At 44.6% G+C, this 15,451-nt stretch carries 13 protein-coding genes; 9 read left to right on the plus strand and 4 right to left on the minus strand.

Annotated elements, in window-relative coordinates:
- The first annotated feature begins 189 nt into the window (after positions 1-189).
- A complete protein-coding gene (locus X939_RS0115695; protein ID WP_025764242.1) occupies positions 190-720 on the plus strand; it encodes a type VI secretion system tube protein Hcp in 531 nt (176 codons plus the stop codon).
- An 11-nt stretch (positions 721-731) separates the two neighbouring features.
- Positions 732-1,562 (plus strand): hypothetical protein, encoded by an 831-nt coding sequence (locus tag X939_RS23160; protein ID WP_025764243.1) that lies wholly within the window; start codon positions 732-734, stop codon positions 1,560-1,562.
- 70 nt (positions 1,563-1,632) lie between these two features.
- Here the strand turns inward: X939_RS23160 and X939_RS0115705 are convergent, their stop codons facing one another.
- Both X939_RS0115705 and X939_RS22540 read right to left on the minus strand, forming a co-directional pair.
- The gene (locus tag X939_RS0115705; protein WP_025764244.1) at positions 1,633-2,145 is read right to left on the minus strand and encodes a DinB family protein; all 513 of its coding nucleotides are present in this window, start codon (positions 2,143-2,145) and stop codon (positions 1,633-1,635) included.
- Between the two features lie 72 nt (positions 2,146-2,217).
- Positions 2,218-3,348: an ATP-binding protein gene (locus X939_RS22540; RefSeq protein ID WP_044199737.1), complete on the minus strand. Its 1,131-nt coding sequence runs from the start codon at positions 3,346-3,348 to the stop codon at positions 2,218-2,220.
- A gap of 300 nt (positions 3,349-3,648) precedes the next feature.
- On the opposite strand from X939_RS22540, the gene X939_RS0115715 reads away from it, so the two are divergent.
- The 7 genes from X939_RS0115715 to X939_RS0115750 all read left to right on the plus strand — a co-directional run bounded on the left by X939_RS0115715 (position 3,649) and on the right by X939_RS0115750 (position 13,069).
- The gene (locus X939_RS0115715; RefSeq protein WP_025764246.1) at positions 3,649-5,292 is read left to right on the plus strand and encodes an amidohydrolase; all 1,644 of its coding nucleotides are present in this window, start codon (positions 3,649-3,651) and stop codon (positions 5,290-5,292) included.
- A 201-nt stretch (positions 5,293-5,493) separates the two neighbouring features.
- A complete protein-coding gene (locus tag X939_RS0115720; RefSeq protein WP_025764247.1) occupies positions 5,494-6,129 on the plus strand; it encodes a 3-keto-disaccharide hydrolase in 636 nt (211 codons plus the stop codon).
- 37 nt (positions 6,130-6,166) lie between these two features.
- A complete protein-coding gene (locus X939_RS0115725) occupies positions 6,167-9,292 on the plus strand; it encodes a DUF7133 domain-containing protein (protein ID WP_025764248.1) in 3,126 nt (1,041 codons plus the stop codon).
- A 24-nt stretch (positions 9,293-9,316) separates the two neighbouring features.
- The gene (locus X939_RS0115730) at positions 9,317-9,613 is read left to right on the plus strand and encodes a Dabb family protein (protein ID WP_025764249.1); all 297 of its coding nucleotides are present in this window, start codon (positions 9,317-9,319) and stop codon (positions 9,611-9,613) included.
- 48 nt (positions 9,614-9,661) lie between these two features.
- Positions 9,662-10,894, plus strand: coding sequence for a Tm-1-like ATP-binding domain-containing protein (locus X939_RS0115735; protein WP_025764250.1), 1,233 nt, complete (start codon positions 9,662-9,664; stop codon positions 10,892-10,894).
- Between the two features lie 49 nt (positions 10,895-10,943).
- Positions 10,944-11,804, plus strand: a complete 861-nt coding sequence (locus X939_RS0115740; protein ID WP_025764251.1) for a phosphoenolpyruvate hydrolase family protein — start codon at positions 10,944-10,946, stop codon at positions 11,802-11,804.
- 287 nt (positions 11,805-12,091) lie between these two features.
- Entirely contained in the window at positions 12,092-13,069 is a 978-nt protein-coding gene (locus tag X939_RS0115750) for a sugar phosphate isomerase/epimerase family protein (RefSeq protein ID WP_044199741.1), read from the plus strand.
- Between the two features lie 175 nt (positions 13,070-13,244).
- On the opposite strand, the gene X939_RS0115755 is transcribed toward X939_RS0115750, so the two are convergent.
- Complete coding sequence (locus X939_RS0115755) at positions 13,245-13,739, minus strand: hypothetical protein (protein WP_025764253.1); 495 nt, start codon at positions 13,737-13,739, stop codon at positions 13,245-13,247.
- The gene (locus X939_RS0115760) at positions 13,729-15,330 is read right to left on the minus strand and encodes a hypothetical protein (protein WP_025764254.1); all 1,602 of its coding nucleotides are present in this window, start codon (positions 15,328-15,330) and stop codon (positions 13,729-13,731) included. Before X939_RS0115760 ends, X939_RS0115755 begins: the two co-directional genes overlap by 11 nt.
- Between the last annotated feature and the right edge of the window lie 121 nt (positions 15,331-15,451).

The following is a 15,451-nucleotide window of genomic DNA, read 5'->3' on the forward strand; positions in this document are numbered from 1 at the left end:
TAGTTTTGTTAGCAAATTATGTTTTGTTTTTTATCATTTTATTTAGGTTGACTAAGAATTAATCGCATGTTAATTTGAATATTGCAAAATATAATTTTATTTAAAGTCTGTATTGATTAAATTTATCCTACTCACTCTAGAATATTTCCTGAGTGGGTAGGATATTTTTTATTAAACCATATAGAATTTATGAAGCAACCCTACAAGTACTTTCTCCTCCTGGCACTTATTTTGACATGTTCAACGAGTTACGCACAGGGCATTTATCTGCATATTAGAGATATTACAACAGGATCAGGGCTAACTGGGCCACATGCCGACGAAGTCAAACTAACTAGTGCCCAGATGGGTATGGAAAGGCAAATTGAATCAAGTGCTGGGGGGCCGAGAGAGGCTTCTAAACTAACCATTTCGGAATATAGCCTGACCAAGGATCTGGATATCAGTTCCACGAAGATCATGAACTCCTTAGCTTTGGGTATGATCATTCCCAGAGCATTTATCCGATATTATAATGGCGAAGATAGAAAGGTCTCGGAAGTTGAACTAGAGGATGTACTTATTGCTAGTTATTCAGCTAGCTCTGCTGAGTGTGGTGGAGGTTGTCCCATGATGTCTGAAAGCTTTTCGCTGAACTTTGCGAAAATCAAGACTACCCATAATATGGACAATAGAGTTGAACAGGTATTTACTTGGAATTTGGAAACTAATACACCTTGATAATCGTACCTATGAACTCAATTTCTTCAATCATTTTTTGTAGCCTGAGTTTTATTTGGTCTGAGACGAGTGGTCAGGTATTATCTTCTACAAATCAGAATATCCAACAGCCTTATAAGTCTGGGCATCAGCTACGGGCGGAGGAACTGGTACGACGAACGGACCCCGATTATTATAAAAAACAGTTGGCGTTAACCTATAGTCCACCACATTCTAACCTACGTACCCAAGCCGACTGTGGAAACGATTACCTTTGCAATAATGCCTTGCCGGTAACTCTGGTTCGGATTGAAGCCGAACGAAAAGAGGTAGATCAGGTGGAGGTGACCTGGGAAACGGCCAGCGAGACCAACAACCAAGGCTTCGAAGTGGAACGTTCTTTTACGGGAATTAACGATTTTGAAAAAGTAGGCTATATCGATGGTGCAGGGAATAGCTCAAGGTCAAAAGAGTATCGATTTTTAGATCACAACAGCCACGCCGGCTGGAGTTATTACCGTCTGAATCAGCTCGATTGGGATGGGACGCATGTCTATTCTCGTATCGTGGCTGTAAAGGGTTATGAGGTACCTTTTACAATCACGGTGTCGCCCAATCCCAGTACGCAGCAAAATATCGTTTTTGCCCTCGATGGTATTGGTGCCAATGGTAATAATGGTAATGTAGAACTTCATATTTATAATCAAGCTGGCCAAATACTTTTTCAGCAGTCAGATCCTGAACTGGATGCGCAGCAGCACATCGTTGGTAGTATGTTGCCACATTTGGAAATGGGTCGATATTATTTTAAAGTGCTCGCTGGATCACAGTCTGGTGTTGCGCCCTTTGTGATTGTACCATAGGCTTAACAGCTCCAAACCTGTATCCAACAAACTGGGCCCTTACAAATCGGTAAGTGCCCAGTTTATTATTTTAACGAGGCCTTTCCCAAAAAGCCGGAGGCTCTACTCCCAAGGCACGCAGGTATACATAAGCCTGCGCACGATGGTGTATTTCGTTATCTATAAAGTAAAGAAGACTACTATAAATGGGAGCCTCATACATCCCGAAGGCCGCTTCATGCTCCTGAAATCTCTCTAGTGTAATCAGGGGGAAGAATTTATTGATCTCTTCGGTGTCTGCATCCCACAGTGCCAGTAGTCCGGCCTTGGTGGCCGGAGGAGCCGGGTGCCCATTCATATCGGGCCCCGACCAGTCGCCGGTAGCCATTCCCCGAACCCCCGCTCCGGCAATGTCTATGAGCTCCATACAAAGCTGTGCAAAGGGACGCATGCCACCTATGCTGAATTCATAGAACTCTTTTTCTGGAAAGATTTCTATTGCCCGCCGTGTAAGGCTACGGTGGCCCTGCCAATGGGTCAGCATCTGTATAGGGCTTATTAAAACTGCTTCTTCGGTGGGGGCAGATTTCTGATTTGTTTCCATTTCTTTCTCTGGTTTAAGGTAAAGTAATTGATTCCTGATACAAAGAAAACGGTGGCCAGTGACAGCAGTATGTCAGTAGGTTTGCAACTCAAAATTTTTTAAGAATTCAATTAAACCAATTGCTTCCATTTGATTTGATAAAGGGAATCGGTCAGTGCCTGTGTATATGATAAATTTGTTTGTGGCTTTAATGTCCTCGCAGGCCCTAAGGAATCCAGCTGGAACCTTAGGTGCACTGGTTCTCTTAATTTCAATAGCATATCGGATCATGGAGCGTTCAAATATTAGATCAATTTCAGTTTGTTCTGCACTTCTATAATAACTCGCCGTCCATTGGTCCGATATATTGCTCAAAATACTTTCAATTACGAAGCCTTCCCAAGAAGCACCTATTACGGGATGGCCCAATAAATCTTCGAATTCCGGAATGGAAAGCAACCGATGCAACAGGCCCGTGTCTCGTATATATATCTTTGGGGATTTGATTAGTCGTTTCTTTGTATTACCAGACCAAGGCTGTACCTGACGAACCCTATACAGGTCTGTCAGGATATCTAGATAATGGCGTATGGTTGTATGTGATACTTCTAGGCTCTTAGCCAAGGACGACATATTGATTTGTTGTCCGTGATAGTGCGCTAACATGCTCCAAAACCTGCGCATCCGTAAGTTGGAAACGTTAATCCCAAGCTTAGGGATGTCTCTTTCCACATAGGTCGCGATAAAGTCTGAACGCCATTGCCAACTTTCTTGGTCATCATGTGCCAAATAACTATCAGGAAAGCCTCCTCTGAGCCATAACCGTTCTATTTTAAAATCAATTGGATTGTCCGTGTATACTTCGGAGGCTAGAAAGGGTGTTAATTCTAAATAACGAATTCGACCTGCCCATGTTTCTGAGCTTTGTTGTAATAAATCTCTAGAAGCAGACCCCAATAGTAAGAATTGGGCCGACTTTTCACCTGTCCTTTTTCGTTTGTCGATTATGCCTCGTAAAGTTTTAAATATTTCTGGCTTGAGCTGTACTTCACCAATGATGATTAGGTGGTTTCTACATTGCGCAAAGTATACCTCCGAATCGCTTAACTTCGCCAGGTCCGACTCCAGTTCTAGATCTATAAAAGGTTTGTCAATGTATTCTGAGGATAAAGTCAGTGCCAGAGTAGTTTTGCCTACCTGTCTAGGACCTAGTAAGCTACCGATGGCATGCTTTCCAGTGCTCTTACCAAGGGGATAATAATTATCTTTCGATCATTTTTTTATTCTACTATTGAATCCTAAAGTACAAATATCATTAAAAAATCTTGTAATTTGAAAGTGTAAGTTTCAAATTACAAGATTTCAGGGTTTTCCCTGTTCTGCAAATCCGTCGTTATAGGAGGAGTGGAGGGATCACTGGTAGGATTCTGTTAACATGGTGCCTGCCTTACGTTTTAGGACGGGATTTTCAGATCTACTAAAAGTGTGTATTTTTACTGATCCCAAATCTTTTATTTTCTTTGCATGAAATCTATTCCCTTTTTAAACTGGACCCTATTTCTAGGATTGACCCTCAATCTGGCTTGTAATTCCAAACAAAAGGCCGATCTGATCGTTCACCATGCCATGCTGTACACAGTAGATTCCGTTTTTACGACGGCAGAGGCCATGGCCATTCGGGATGGGAAAGTGATAGCCATCGGTAGTAACGATGAAATTCTAAAAAATTATGAGTCTCAAGAAACGGTAGATGCAGAGGGGAAGGCGATATTGCCAGGATTTATAGATGCACATTGCCATTTTACGGGCTATGCCACCGATATGTGGAAATGCGAGCTAACAGGCACTACGTCCTACGAAGAAGTATTGCAGAAAATGAAGGCTTATTCCCAGTCAGCGCCCATGGAATGGTTGTTCGGAAGAGGATGGGACCAGAACGACTGGGAAAACAAGTCTTTTCCTACTAAAAGAGAACTCGATGAAATGTTCCCCGACAGACCTGTTTTTCTAACCCGTATAGACGGACATGCCGCCCTGGCCAATCAGGTAGCCCTCGATCGGGCAGGAATAACGGCTGCCACCCAAATTGTAGGGGGGCGTATAGAATTGAAAAATGGAAAGCCTACCGGATTACTAATCGATAATGCCATGGGCTTGGTGGAGATCCATATTCCCCCATTATCCGACTCATTGACCACGGCCTACTACCTCAAGGCCCAGGAGTATTGTTTTCAACAAGGCCTTACAGGTGTGCACGATTGCGGGGTGAGTGAGCATACGGTTGAACTTGTTGATGCCAGCCAGAAAGCGGGAAAGCTAAAAATGAAAGTCTTCGCCTTACTGAACGATACGAAGGACTATTACGAGCGCTGGATTAAAAAAGGACCATATAAAACGGATCTTCTCCATGTAGGTGGGTTCAAAGTATATGCCGATGGAGCGCTGGGCAGCCGTGGCGCGAGCCTGCTGCATGATTATTCTGATAAATCGGGCTGGAAAGGATTTCTATTGAGCAATCCTGCACATTTCGACAGCCTCGCTCAAATGTTGGTAAAAAGTAATCTTCAGATGTGTACCCATGCCATAGGAGACAGTGGTAACAGGCAGATATTAAAGGCATATGCCAAGGTTTTAAAGCCTGGCAACGACCGTCGTTGGCGTATTGAACATGCTCAGGTGGTGAATGAAAACGATTTTCATTTTTTCAAAGACTATAACATTATTCCGTCCGTACAGCCAACCCATGCTACGAGTGATATGTATTGGGCTGAGGATAGATTGGGAACAGAGCGAGTGAAAGGGGCCTATGCCTTTAAGCGGCTGCTAGGTGCCAATGGTTGGATTCCACTTGGCACGGATTTTCCTGTAGAGTATATTTCTCCCTTCAAAACTTTCTATGCTGCCACCGCTCGTCAGGATGCTGCGGGTTTTCCGGCAGGAGGATTCCAGTACGACCAGGCCCTGAGCCGAGAGGAAACGCTGCGTGGCATGACCATATGGGCCGCCAAAGCGGCCTTTGAGGAGAAGGAAAAGGGTAGTCTGGAAGTAGGAAAATCGGCGGACTTTATATTGCTCGATACCAATCCTATGGAGGCCGAACTCAGACAGGTGTTGTCTACCAAAGTACTTGCCACCTATATCAACGGTGAAAAGGTGTTTGGACGGTAAGTGGGGGTGACTTTGTTTTTACCTCTTGCTAGATCAGGCCGAGAATAAGGGAGTACTAGCATTGTTGATATCAAGATAACCTATGATAGATATAAACTTTTTACAAAAGTCTATATCTATTTTCAGATAGATTAAAGCGTTTTTGGACTTATTCGTATTATATGATTATGGTACCTGAGAATATTCCTAAACACTTGATACATGAAAAAACAATGTCTTCTTTTTGCATTCCTTATCACCGGACTTGCCGCTCAGGCGCAGTCATTGCCAAAATCTCAATCAATTTTTAATGGGCGTGATCTCACCGGCTGGACTACGGTAAACCCTGCCAAGATGAGTGCGTGGTCTGTAGTCGATAGCACCATCCGAAGTGGTGATGGTACTTATAAGATTCCTGCCAATACCTACTTGTATACCACTAAAGAATATGCCGATTTTGAATTCAGCTGTTTATTTAAAATCTGGGGAGATGCCTCTACCGGACTAATCAATAGTGGTATTCAATACCGTTCTATTGTCAAAGATGGGAAAATGATCGGGTACCAAGCCGATATCGGCAAAGGCTACTGGGGCGATATCTACGACGAACACCGAAGAGGAAAGCTGGTTGGAGGGAAGCTATCAACCCTTCGGCATGTGCTGAATCCCGAGGGCTGGAATAGCTATACCATCCGCTGCAAAGGCTCGCTACATGAAATTTATATTAATGGCATAAAAACCGCTAGCTATGTCGAAAAGGACCCGTCGATCCCTCAGAAGGGAGTTATAGCCGTGCAGATTCACTCAGGGGGCAAGGCGCAGGTGGCCTTTCGGGATCTGACTATTACCGAGCTTTAAACTCCAACGTATTACACATTTCCTAGACCGAGACTTAATGAAAAAATATGCTATTATTCTGGCAGGCATTTATCTGCTGCTTGCCCCCATGGCCTATGGGCAAAAGAAAACACATTCAACACGGACCCGTATTTATTCTCCAGCCGAAGAGTTGGCGGGATTTAAAGTTCCTCCAGGCTTCGTGGTGGAGCTGGTTGCCAGCGAAAAAGATGGGATCATCAATCCCATTGATCTTACTTTCGACGACGCCGGAAGACTATGGACTCAAACGGCATCGATGTATCCCCTCGACCCTGTCACCAATATAAAATGGGATGAATTGCTTAAATTAATGAACGATCGGGAGGCTCAACAGAAGCACCCGGAATTCAAAAGAATACTGGATCTGTATGCGGGTAGGACTAAAGGGACGGATAAGATTTTGATTCTCTCCGGACTCTATGATTCAGCTAGGCCACAGGTGAAGACTTGGGCCGATGGGCTTACCATTCCCATGAGTATTTTGCCCTACAAAAATGGAGCATATGTGGCTCAAGGCTCAGAGTTGTTTTTTTTAGATGACCAGGATGCTGACGGCCAGGCTGAGCATCGTAAGCCTTTGCTGACTGGCTTTGGGATCACCGATACACATACCATGACCCATGTATTAACCCGGGCTCCGGGTAACTGGATACATTTTAGCCATGGTGCACTAAATAAAGGTGAGGTAACGTCGCTGATTAGTGATGACAAACTCGTAATTGATTATAGCAAAATTGGTCGCTTCTCTATGGATGGGCGAAATCTTGAACTGCTCAACGCCGGGCTGAATAATATCTGGGGCTATCAACTAAGGGGGAACGGCCAATGGTATGGCTGCGAAGCCAATGATCTGGGCTATTCCATAGCCCCAATGGAACCCGGTGCGGCCTTCCCGGGAATAGGTAATGATAGGCTCCGGACCTATCAGCCATTTATGCCTCAGCTGCATGGCTTTCGGGTAGGAGGTACGGGCATCTCGGGCCTGGCCTTTGCCGACGATGACTCCGGAAGTTTTCCTGCCGAATGGAAAGATGTGGCCCTGTTGGCCAATCCGATTACCAGCACCATTAATGCTGTGAAAATCATCAGACTGCCCAATGGCCAGGTGGAGGCTACCCATCAAGCCGATTTTCTGACCTCAGAAGACGACTGGTTTCGTCCCGTTAATATGGAATTTGGACCGGACGGCTGTTTGTATATTGCCGATTGGTACAACAAAATCGTTTCGCATAATGAACTGCCCACTACACATCCCGACCGGGACAAAGGACATGGACGCATATGGCGCATCAGACATGAAAGCCAAAAACCTCGTGCCGTCCCCAATCTGACAAAAATACCGACTGCCGACTTGGTAGATCATATAAAAGCGCCTTCAATTTGGCAAAAACGTGCTGCGTGGCATCAGATTGCTGATAGACCTCTAGAGGAAACCAAGGCGCTAATCCCCCTGCTTTCGAAGATAATTCTGGATTCGTCTCAAACTGAGTCTACACGCATCCATGCGTTGTGGGCTCTTGAAAGTCTGGAAGCGGATGACCTGGAGCTCCTCAATCAGCTTATGATAGGGCCTTATGACGACCTGCGTAGAGAAGCCATGAGGGCATTGGTAGGTTTTGCAGGGACTACCGAGCAGAAGTCGGAGCTTCTCATGACCTACTCCCAGGACTCTAATCCTATGATACGTTCTCAAATACTTCGCAGTGCGGCCGATCTGGATAAAGCCAGTCCTACATTAATAGCCATGTTGGTAGATGCATGTAAGCCCGAGCTGCCAGGGAATGAAATGGGAGGGAGCTATGAAAGAAAACTTGAGCGTTATCTGGCAAGAAAAGCACTGGAAAAATATAGCAGCGCTCTGAATATGTTTTTGAGTCAGGATTTACCAGCAGGCATTCCGATTGAGAACTTGCTATGGGCCATACAGGCCCTTCCACAGGAGGCAAGGGAAGTTGCATTTCAAAAGTTTTGGCCCTTGTCAAAACGTGGTTCTTTCGATGAGTCCACTTTTGTCGCTGTGGCGGGAATGTTGACCAACCCGAATATATACGGGATGGCCGAAAAGGTTCTCTATCAAGAAGAAAACCAGCCTCAATATTTAGAGTTTGCCGTTCGAAATCAGGCTCAGATACAAACTGAGCCATTGAAAAGAATATTGATGAAGCCAGTGCAGAATCTACTGAAAAGTACTTTAGAGTCGGAGCGGCAACTGGCATTAGAAACCATGGGGCGTTATCAGTTGCAATTACCCCTGACAAATATCGGAAGTATACTCTCTAAAGATGTTTCGGAAAAGACTTTGACTCTTGCATTGAAGGCCATGGAAGTAGACCCCGCCGGTAGCAGATCTATTTTGGTAGCGCTATTAAAAAATGAAAAAATAGGAGTGGACTTAAAAAGGCAGGTAATCGGTAACTTGCTAAAATCGGACGCGGCCGAAGCCCAGAGACTGGTGCTTTCCTGGCTTCCGGCTTTGTCTGAATCAGAGAAAAAAGAACTGGTGACAGACCTATCCCGTACGGTGGAAGGGGGTGCCCTGATGAAAGCACTGTATGGGAATAAGAAATTAAGCTCCAAGTCCTTCGACTTATCGGCTGCCGAACGGATTCTAGATGCCAAAAAATCGGATGTTCACGCCCAACAGCTATTGAAAGAAGTGAAAGCTGCCGAGGTAGCAAGTAAGCAGCAATTGCAAAAAAAATTAGACCATTATATGGCTCTGGCAGCCAAGAAGTCGGGCGCTCCTGAAAATGGTAAACTGCTCTTTCAAACCTGTCTCCTTTGTCATCAGGTAGGCAATGAGGGTCAAAAAATAGCCCCCGCTCTGGACGGTTCGGCCTCCCGGGAAACGGAAGCGCTCCTGACTGCCATCCTCGATCCCGATGCTGCCGTCGAGTCCAACTATGCAGTTTATCGCATTAGCAAAAAAGACGGAAGCACTGTAGAGGGCTATCTGGTCAATAAAGACGAGCGGGGAGCTACCATTGCTTTTATGGGCGGGACCACGGTGTTTGTTCCCGCATCCAGCATTGCCCGTCAGGGCTTTATGGGAGGTCGTTCCTTTATGGTCAAAGGGCTGATCGATCATTACAGCGATCAACAAGTCGCCGATTTGCTATCTTATATTAAGACCTTGAAATGATTTCTAAACCAATCGATTGACAGTATGATCCGACATTTTGGTGTTTTTCAATTTAAAAAAGAGGTAAGTGCCCTACAGATTGACGCGTGCTTTGAAGCCTTGAAAGGAATGGTAGGGCAGATAGAGGGTCTGATTTCCTGTGAGCACGGCCCATATAATGGCAATGAAGGGTTGAATGGGGAATTTACTCATGGCTTTTTAATGACCTTCGACAGCGCTGAAGCTCGGGATGCCTATTTGCCCCATCCCATTCATGAACGGGTGAAGGAACTGGTGGTGCCATGCCTGGAACAGTGCATCGTATTTGATATCGAAGTATAAGGGGCCCTTGTCTAGTGCCAATTGTACCATTTAAAATAGAATGTAAGGATGAACGATAAAAAAATATTGATTTTAGGATGCTTCGATACGAAAGCCGTTGTCTTTGAATATTTGTTAGAGCGGCTTCGGTCTTTAGGACAGGAGGTGCTTACCCTCAATACTGGCGTGATGGAGGGTACCTGCCATTTTCAGGTCGACTTTACCTCAGAAGCGGTGGCCTTGGCGGCGGATAATGATCTTGAAGGCTTGCGCAAGCTCGGTGACAGGGGAAAAGCTATTGAGGTCATGGGCAAAGGTGCTTCTAAATTAGTAGCCCAGCTGGTGGCTGAGAACCGGATCAAAGGAGCCATTGGCATGGGCGGGGGAGGAGGTACTTATATGGCCCTGGCAGCGATGCAAGGCATCCCTCTAGGCATTCCCAAGCTATGCCTTACAACTCTAGCGACCAAGGACCTATCCCGGCAGATTGGCGATAAGGATATTACCCTCATGCCCTCAGTAGTCGACATTGCAGGCCTCAACCCCATCATCAAAGCCTTCGTGGCACAAGCCGCCGCCGCCATTACCGGGATGTCTCAAGCGGCAGTATATCCCATTCCCATGCAGAAAAGTATCGCCATCAGCATGTTTGGCAACACCACAAAATGTGTGGACCGATGTACAGAATTGCTCAATGCGGCAGGCTATGAGGTGTATGCTTTTCATGCCACTGGAGTGGGGGGCAAGACCATGGAATTGCTGATTAGGGAGGGGTGTTTCGAGGCTGTACTGGACATAACTACTACCGAACTCGCCGATAATCTCAGTGGAGGAATATGTAGCGCAGGGCCCGATCGGCTGCTGGCAGCGGTGGAGATGGGGCTGCCGCAAGTAGTAGTCCCGGGTTGTCTGGACATGGTTAATTTTGGGCATCTGGACACGGTTCCCCAGCAATTTCGGCACCGACAATTATACAGCTGGGCACCAGATGTTACACTCATGCGTACCAATGAAGAGGAAAATCGGGTGCTGGGCAAGGAGATTGTTAGTAAATTGTCGCCCAATAGGGCTCCGACTCAGATTACCCTGCCCTTGCGAGGCGTATCGCAGATGGACGATGTGGATGGCCTTTTTCATAATCCTTCCGCAAACCAGTCACTTTTTGACAGTATCAGGGAAGGTGCGAACGAAAGGCTACAAGTGGTAGAGGTTGATGCGCATATTAACGACGCCAGTTTCGCCGAACATCTAGTGGGGCAACTGCTGGGGTTAATAGCGCTGAGCCGGAAAGGTCACGTTTGACCCTTATTAAATCGGGAAATCATTTGTTTTAGTTAAATATTAAATATTTATGCCAAATCCATGGACGGGTAAAGGGAATCCCTACACCCGGGAAGAAGTAAGAGAACGATTACGTGCCACGGTCAATCAGAAAAAGGCGATTATAGCTGCGGGCGCCGGCACGGGCATTAGTGCCAAATTCATTGAAAAAGGCGGAGCTGATCTGATTATTATATATAATTCCGGACGTTTCCGTATGTCGGGACATGGCTCTACGGCCGGTTTGATGGCCTACGGCGATGCCAATGCGGTGGCCATGGAAATCGGAGAATTTGAGGTACTCCCCGTGGTAGAGGAAGTACCCGTTATCTGTGGAGTTCACGGCTCCGACCCGCGTCGGCGCATGTGGCATCACCTTTTGAAAGTGAAAGAAATGGGTTTTTCTGGAATCAATAATTTCCCTACCCACTCCATCGTCGATGGTCATTTTAGAGCCGTACTGGAGGAAACGGGTATGGGTTTCCAGAAAGAAGTAGAGATGGTCGCTATCGCCAGTAAGATGGATCTGTTTTCTATCGTATATGTGGCTACGGCTGAGGAGGCCAGGCAAATGGCCGAGGCTGGCGCCGATGCCATTATTGCGCATGTGGGCACCACCGTTGGAGGGTCCATAGGGGTAGTGAATGCTTCCTGTACCATGGACGATGCCATCGCCCGAACCCAAGAGATTATGGACGCCGCACAGGGCGTTAATCCAGATATTTTCTTTTTGGCCCACGGAGGGCCGGTGAACACCCCGGAAGATGTAGCCGAAATCCTGTCCAAAACCAGTGTACACGGCTTTGTAGGTGCCTCTTCATTGGAGCGCATGGGCGTAGAGCAGTCTCTCACCGACCTCACCAAGCGCTTTAAGGAGCTGACCTTGAAATAGGGAGAAGATTTTAATGCAATAAAATTTCGGCCGGTCGGGTATATTCCTGACCGGCCGATTTCGTTTGTCGTAGATCACACTGACTCTTCTCTAGGTTTTAAATACAAAGCCCCTTTCGTGATTGATATCGTACCCTATATTTTTATAAGATAAACTGATATTTTGGACCATGTCATAGTTCCTGGCGATGATTTCAGAGCCACTTGTCGAGCCAATGCTTTTTGATGTTATATTCATAAAAAAAATTCAAATTACAATAATTCCTTTACCTATCAACAATTGTTACTATGATAAATAAAAGCAAAATTGAGGCACTCGACACCAGAAGAGACTGGCTGAAAAAATCATCTTTGATCGGATCGGCATTGCTTACTGGTTCCTTGGCTCATGCGGAAGAGCCTGTTGCAAAACCTACTAATATCAGGCGATTGCCCATCGCCGTTTCTACGTATTCGTACTGGCCCCTACAAGGTGCTAAATATCCCATCAAAAATGTCATAGAAGATGCGGCTCGATTGGGTTTTGACGGGGTAGAGATTCTACACCGCTCCATGGAAGAAGAAACGGTCTCCTACCAGAACAAACTGAAACGCTTGGCCTTCGACAATGGGATGGCGCTACCTCTGCTATCCATTCACCAGAACTTTCTACAACCCGATGTGGCCAAACGCAAAGCCGATATTGAACATACTTTTAAATGTATAAACATGGCAGTACAGATGGGTATTCCCTGTGTTCGTATGAATACAGGCTCCTGGGGGACTGTCAAAAACAAGCGCCAGGGTGACTATTACTCCCACGGAATTGAGCCGCCCATCGAAGGCTATTCAGACGAAGACGGAATCAAATGGACGATCGATGGAATGGGGGAGTGTCTTCAATATGCCGAAAAAGCTGGGGTGTTACTCGCCCTTGAGAATCATTGGGGGCTTTCTTCCAACATCGATTATCTGTTACGGATGTACAATGCCCTGAAAGGCTCTCCAGCTATGGGATTGAATGTAGATACGGGGAATTTTGTAGGAGAACCTTATGCCGGTCTGGAGAAACTGGCACCTTATGCCACCATTGTACAGGCAAAAACCTACTATGGCGGTGGCACTTTCTATGATAAAGAAATGGATTACGAACGGATTGGTAAGATCTTCCAAAAAGCAAATTACAAAGGCTATGTTTCCTTGGAAATGGAGGGCAAGGAAGATCCCAAAACGTCGGTACCCAAAAGTCTGGAATTGTTGAGAAAGGCCTTTACGTTTGTAGGCTAAAGAGATTTTGAGAGGAACTTTGATTGAGTGGAGGGTATTGGATATTCTCAGTCCATAACCCTCCTTTCTTTTGTAAAATGGCAATTGTCGTTTGGAGTGAGAGAACAAGTGGTTGAAATTTCGAATATTAGCTCACCCACTATGATCCATCTAGAGCCTTGATTCGGTTTAAGATTTATTTAATACTGGCTATTTTAACGTTCGCAGGTATGCCCTGAGGAAATCTTGCAAACATTCTTAGGTCCTCATAGGAGATATCTTTTTTTCGGTATTGATATGACCTAACGCCACCTGTCGTTACTATAATAGTCACGAGTAGGTTTAGGGGGGCAGTGCCCAGTAGAATTATACCATGGCTTAGGGTAGCCAGGGTATAAACCGGAATAGTCCATCCATGATGCGTTGGAGCTGCATACTGCAACTTAAAGCTTTCAATTTCTGTGATCGGGATGGTAATACATCGCTTACTGACCTCGGAGAGGACGACAATCTGGCTGCTATCGATAGCAATTAATTCTCCACGAATATCATCCGTAGTTTTACATTTGATTTTAGTATACGAGCCATTTTTATTAATGTCAATATCATCGGGGTGTGGTAGATATTTGGGTGCAGCACAGCTACAGATAATCATTGCTAGCAGCACTGCAATAGCAAGGTTAGTTTTCATGATATGAAAAGGTTTTTGTATCCAATTTTGAATTCCAAAATTCCTGCTCCATGGTAGATTCGTAGCGTTTATAGTTTTTAGCCTCTCCCTTAAGATATGCTTTTGGATGATCCACCATTTGTTTCAACTTTAATAAGTCCTTATCCTTTATCCAATTTTCACGCATCCATTCCAAATAGTATCCTTTTGAATACAGAAATAGCTCGTAATCTATATTGGGATCTGGAATTTTAAAGTTGAATTTGTATTCACTTCCAGGCATGGAAATCAGATGTTTATCGGCATGAATTATTTCATTAAGGGCTGTATTGTCAAGATTTCCTTTATTTAATATGCTGGAGGGTAAAACCTCAATTGGGCTCACTAGTTTTTTGATTGACGTTAATGCCGTATAATCCATGCGCCATAATCCTTTATTTAGCACTAATTTTAATTTCAATTTTGAGTGGGAAGAGGTATTTTTTAAGGGGATAAATTGCTTATTGATCGAAATAGGTCCGGTTTCATAAAACCGGTTCTGGAGTTCCCAGCTGTTATTTGGCTCATTCCACAAATAGACGTCTATATCTCCTAGCTCCTTTTTTATACCTCCTTTTAACTTCTCTTTTGTATCCGAACCCCTTTCTATTTTAGCAAAAATATCTCCAACCTCATCCCCCATATAGCCCATAGCGCTATATATAAAATAGGTGGTCATGAGGGTCTGCCGAAAGTTTAATATCAATCCCAAACTATCTTCGGTATCGACCTGATCGAAATCCAAATATATTTCTTCCTTACTAATGAGGTTATTCTCATCCGACATCGAAAAACGTTCATTTCTATCCTGCTTTTCAAGTAATGCTGTAATATCACCTTCGTTCGCCTTCCCTTGAGAAAGGGGATAAATATTTTGACAGAGATAGAAATCATTTGTCGGAGATTGATAGATGCGTTCCCCTTCTTGTCGGGGATAAGCCAGAAGCTTCACTTCCCTAACACAGTGTGTTTCTAATGCTTCATTTTTCATGGTAATAGAAAATGTCTCACCGAGCCGTTCCTTATTATCTAAGGCATCGATATCATAATACTCCATGGAAGGGGCTATTGCATTTGAGAAGCCTTCAGCATCTGCATCATGAAAATTGTCGTTTTCATTGATATAAAAGGTTGGGCAGGACCCAAAACATGCCTTTGGATTTATAAGGCAAAATATACCTATCGCGGCATCTACACCCGCCAAAATACTTAGGGCTTTAATCCTTTTAGATTCTGGATTTTTAATTTTCTGGTTCGTTTCAAAAATGGCTACATGGTCAATCGGAATTGAAATGCTTCCTTCTTGAAGTTTATAACGGTTAAAATTGTATCGTATCCCGTCTCCATTAACCATATTTAAAATGGTGTCTATTTGCCAACTGTCTTTTAATATGCATACATCACCATTTTTGAGATGCGCTTTTAAATAGGGTCTGGTCTGCAAATTCTTGGTTTCATGAAGTACCCGATTCGTTTCAGTATAGTTGGAACGAAAAAAGTGACGGGCACAAGATTGTATACCAATAATGACTAAAATCAGGGGCACCAGGTAATAGCTGTTTTTTTTGTCCATGATATGAGCTTTTATAGTGTGACATCACAGGTTACCAAAATTGGATCCAATCATACTTGCAGGATATACTTATAAACTATATTTGCCTGCCAGTAATTTGGGGTACGAGCATTATTTACCC

Origin of the sequence: Dyadobacter tibetensis Y620-1 (assembly GCF_000566685.1) — a bacterium.
GTDB lineage: Bacteria > Bacteroidota > Bacteroidia > Cytophagales > Spirosomataceae > Dyadobacter > Dyadobacter tibetensis.

Excerpts from the sequence above, each read along its gene's own strand:
- X939_RS0115695 (WP_025764242.1), top strand. The coding sequence starts at position 190 with ATGAAGCAACCCTACAAGTACTTTCTCCTCCTGGCACTTATTTTGACA.
- X939_RS23160 (WP_025764243.1), top strand. The coding sequence starts at position 732 with ATGAACTCAATTTCTTCAATCATTTTTTGTAGCCTGAGTTTTATTTGG.
- X939_RS0115705 (WP_025764244.1), bottom strand. The coding sequence starts at position 2,145 with ATGGAAACAAATCAGAAATCTGCCCCCACCGAAGAAGCAGTTTTAATA.
- X939_RS0115715 (WP_025764246.1), top strand. The coding sequence starts at position 3,649 with ATGAAATCTATTCCCTTTTTAAACTGGACCCTATTTCTAGGATTGACC.
- X939_RS0115720 (WP_025764247.1), top strand. The coding sequence starts at position 5,494 with ATGAAAAAACAATGTCTTCTTTTTGCATTCCTTATCACCGGACTTGCC.
- X939_RS0115725 (WP_025764248.1), top strand. The coding sequence starts at position 6,167 with ATGAAAAAATATGCTATTATTCTGGCAGGCATTTATCTGCTGCTTGCC.
- X939_RS0115730 (WP_025764249.1), top strand. The coding sequence starts at position 9,317 with ATGATCCGACATTTTGGTGTTTTTCAATTTAAAAAAGAGGTAAGTGCC.
- X939_RS0115735 (WP_025764250.1), top strand. The coding sequence starts at position 9,662 with ATGAACGATAAAAAAATATTGATTTTAGGATGCTTCGATACGAAAGCC.
- X939_RS0115740 (WP_025764251.1), top strand. The coding sequence starts at position 10,944 with ATGCCAAATCCATGGACGGGTAAAGGGAATCCCTACACCCGGGAAGAA.
- X939_RS0115750 (WP_044199741.1), top strand. The coding sequence starts at position 12,092 with ATGATAAATAAAAGCAAAATTGAGGCACTCGACACCAGAAGAGACTGG.
- X939_RS0115755 (WP_025764253.1), bottom strand. The coding sequence starts at position 13,739 with ATGAAAACTAACCTTGCTATTGCAGTGCTGCTAGCAATGATTATCTGT.
- X939_RS0115760 (WP_025764254.1), bottom strand. The coding sequence starts at position 15,330 with ATGGACAAAAAAAACAGCTATTACCTGGTGCCCCTGATTTTAGTCATT.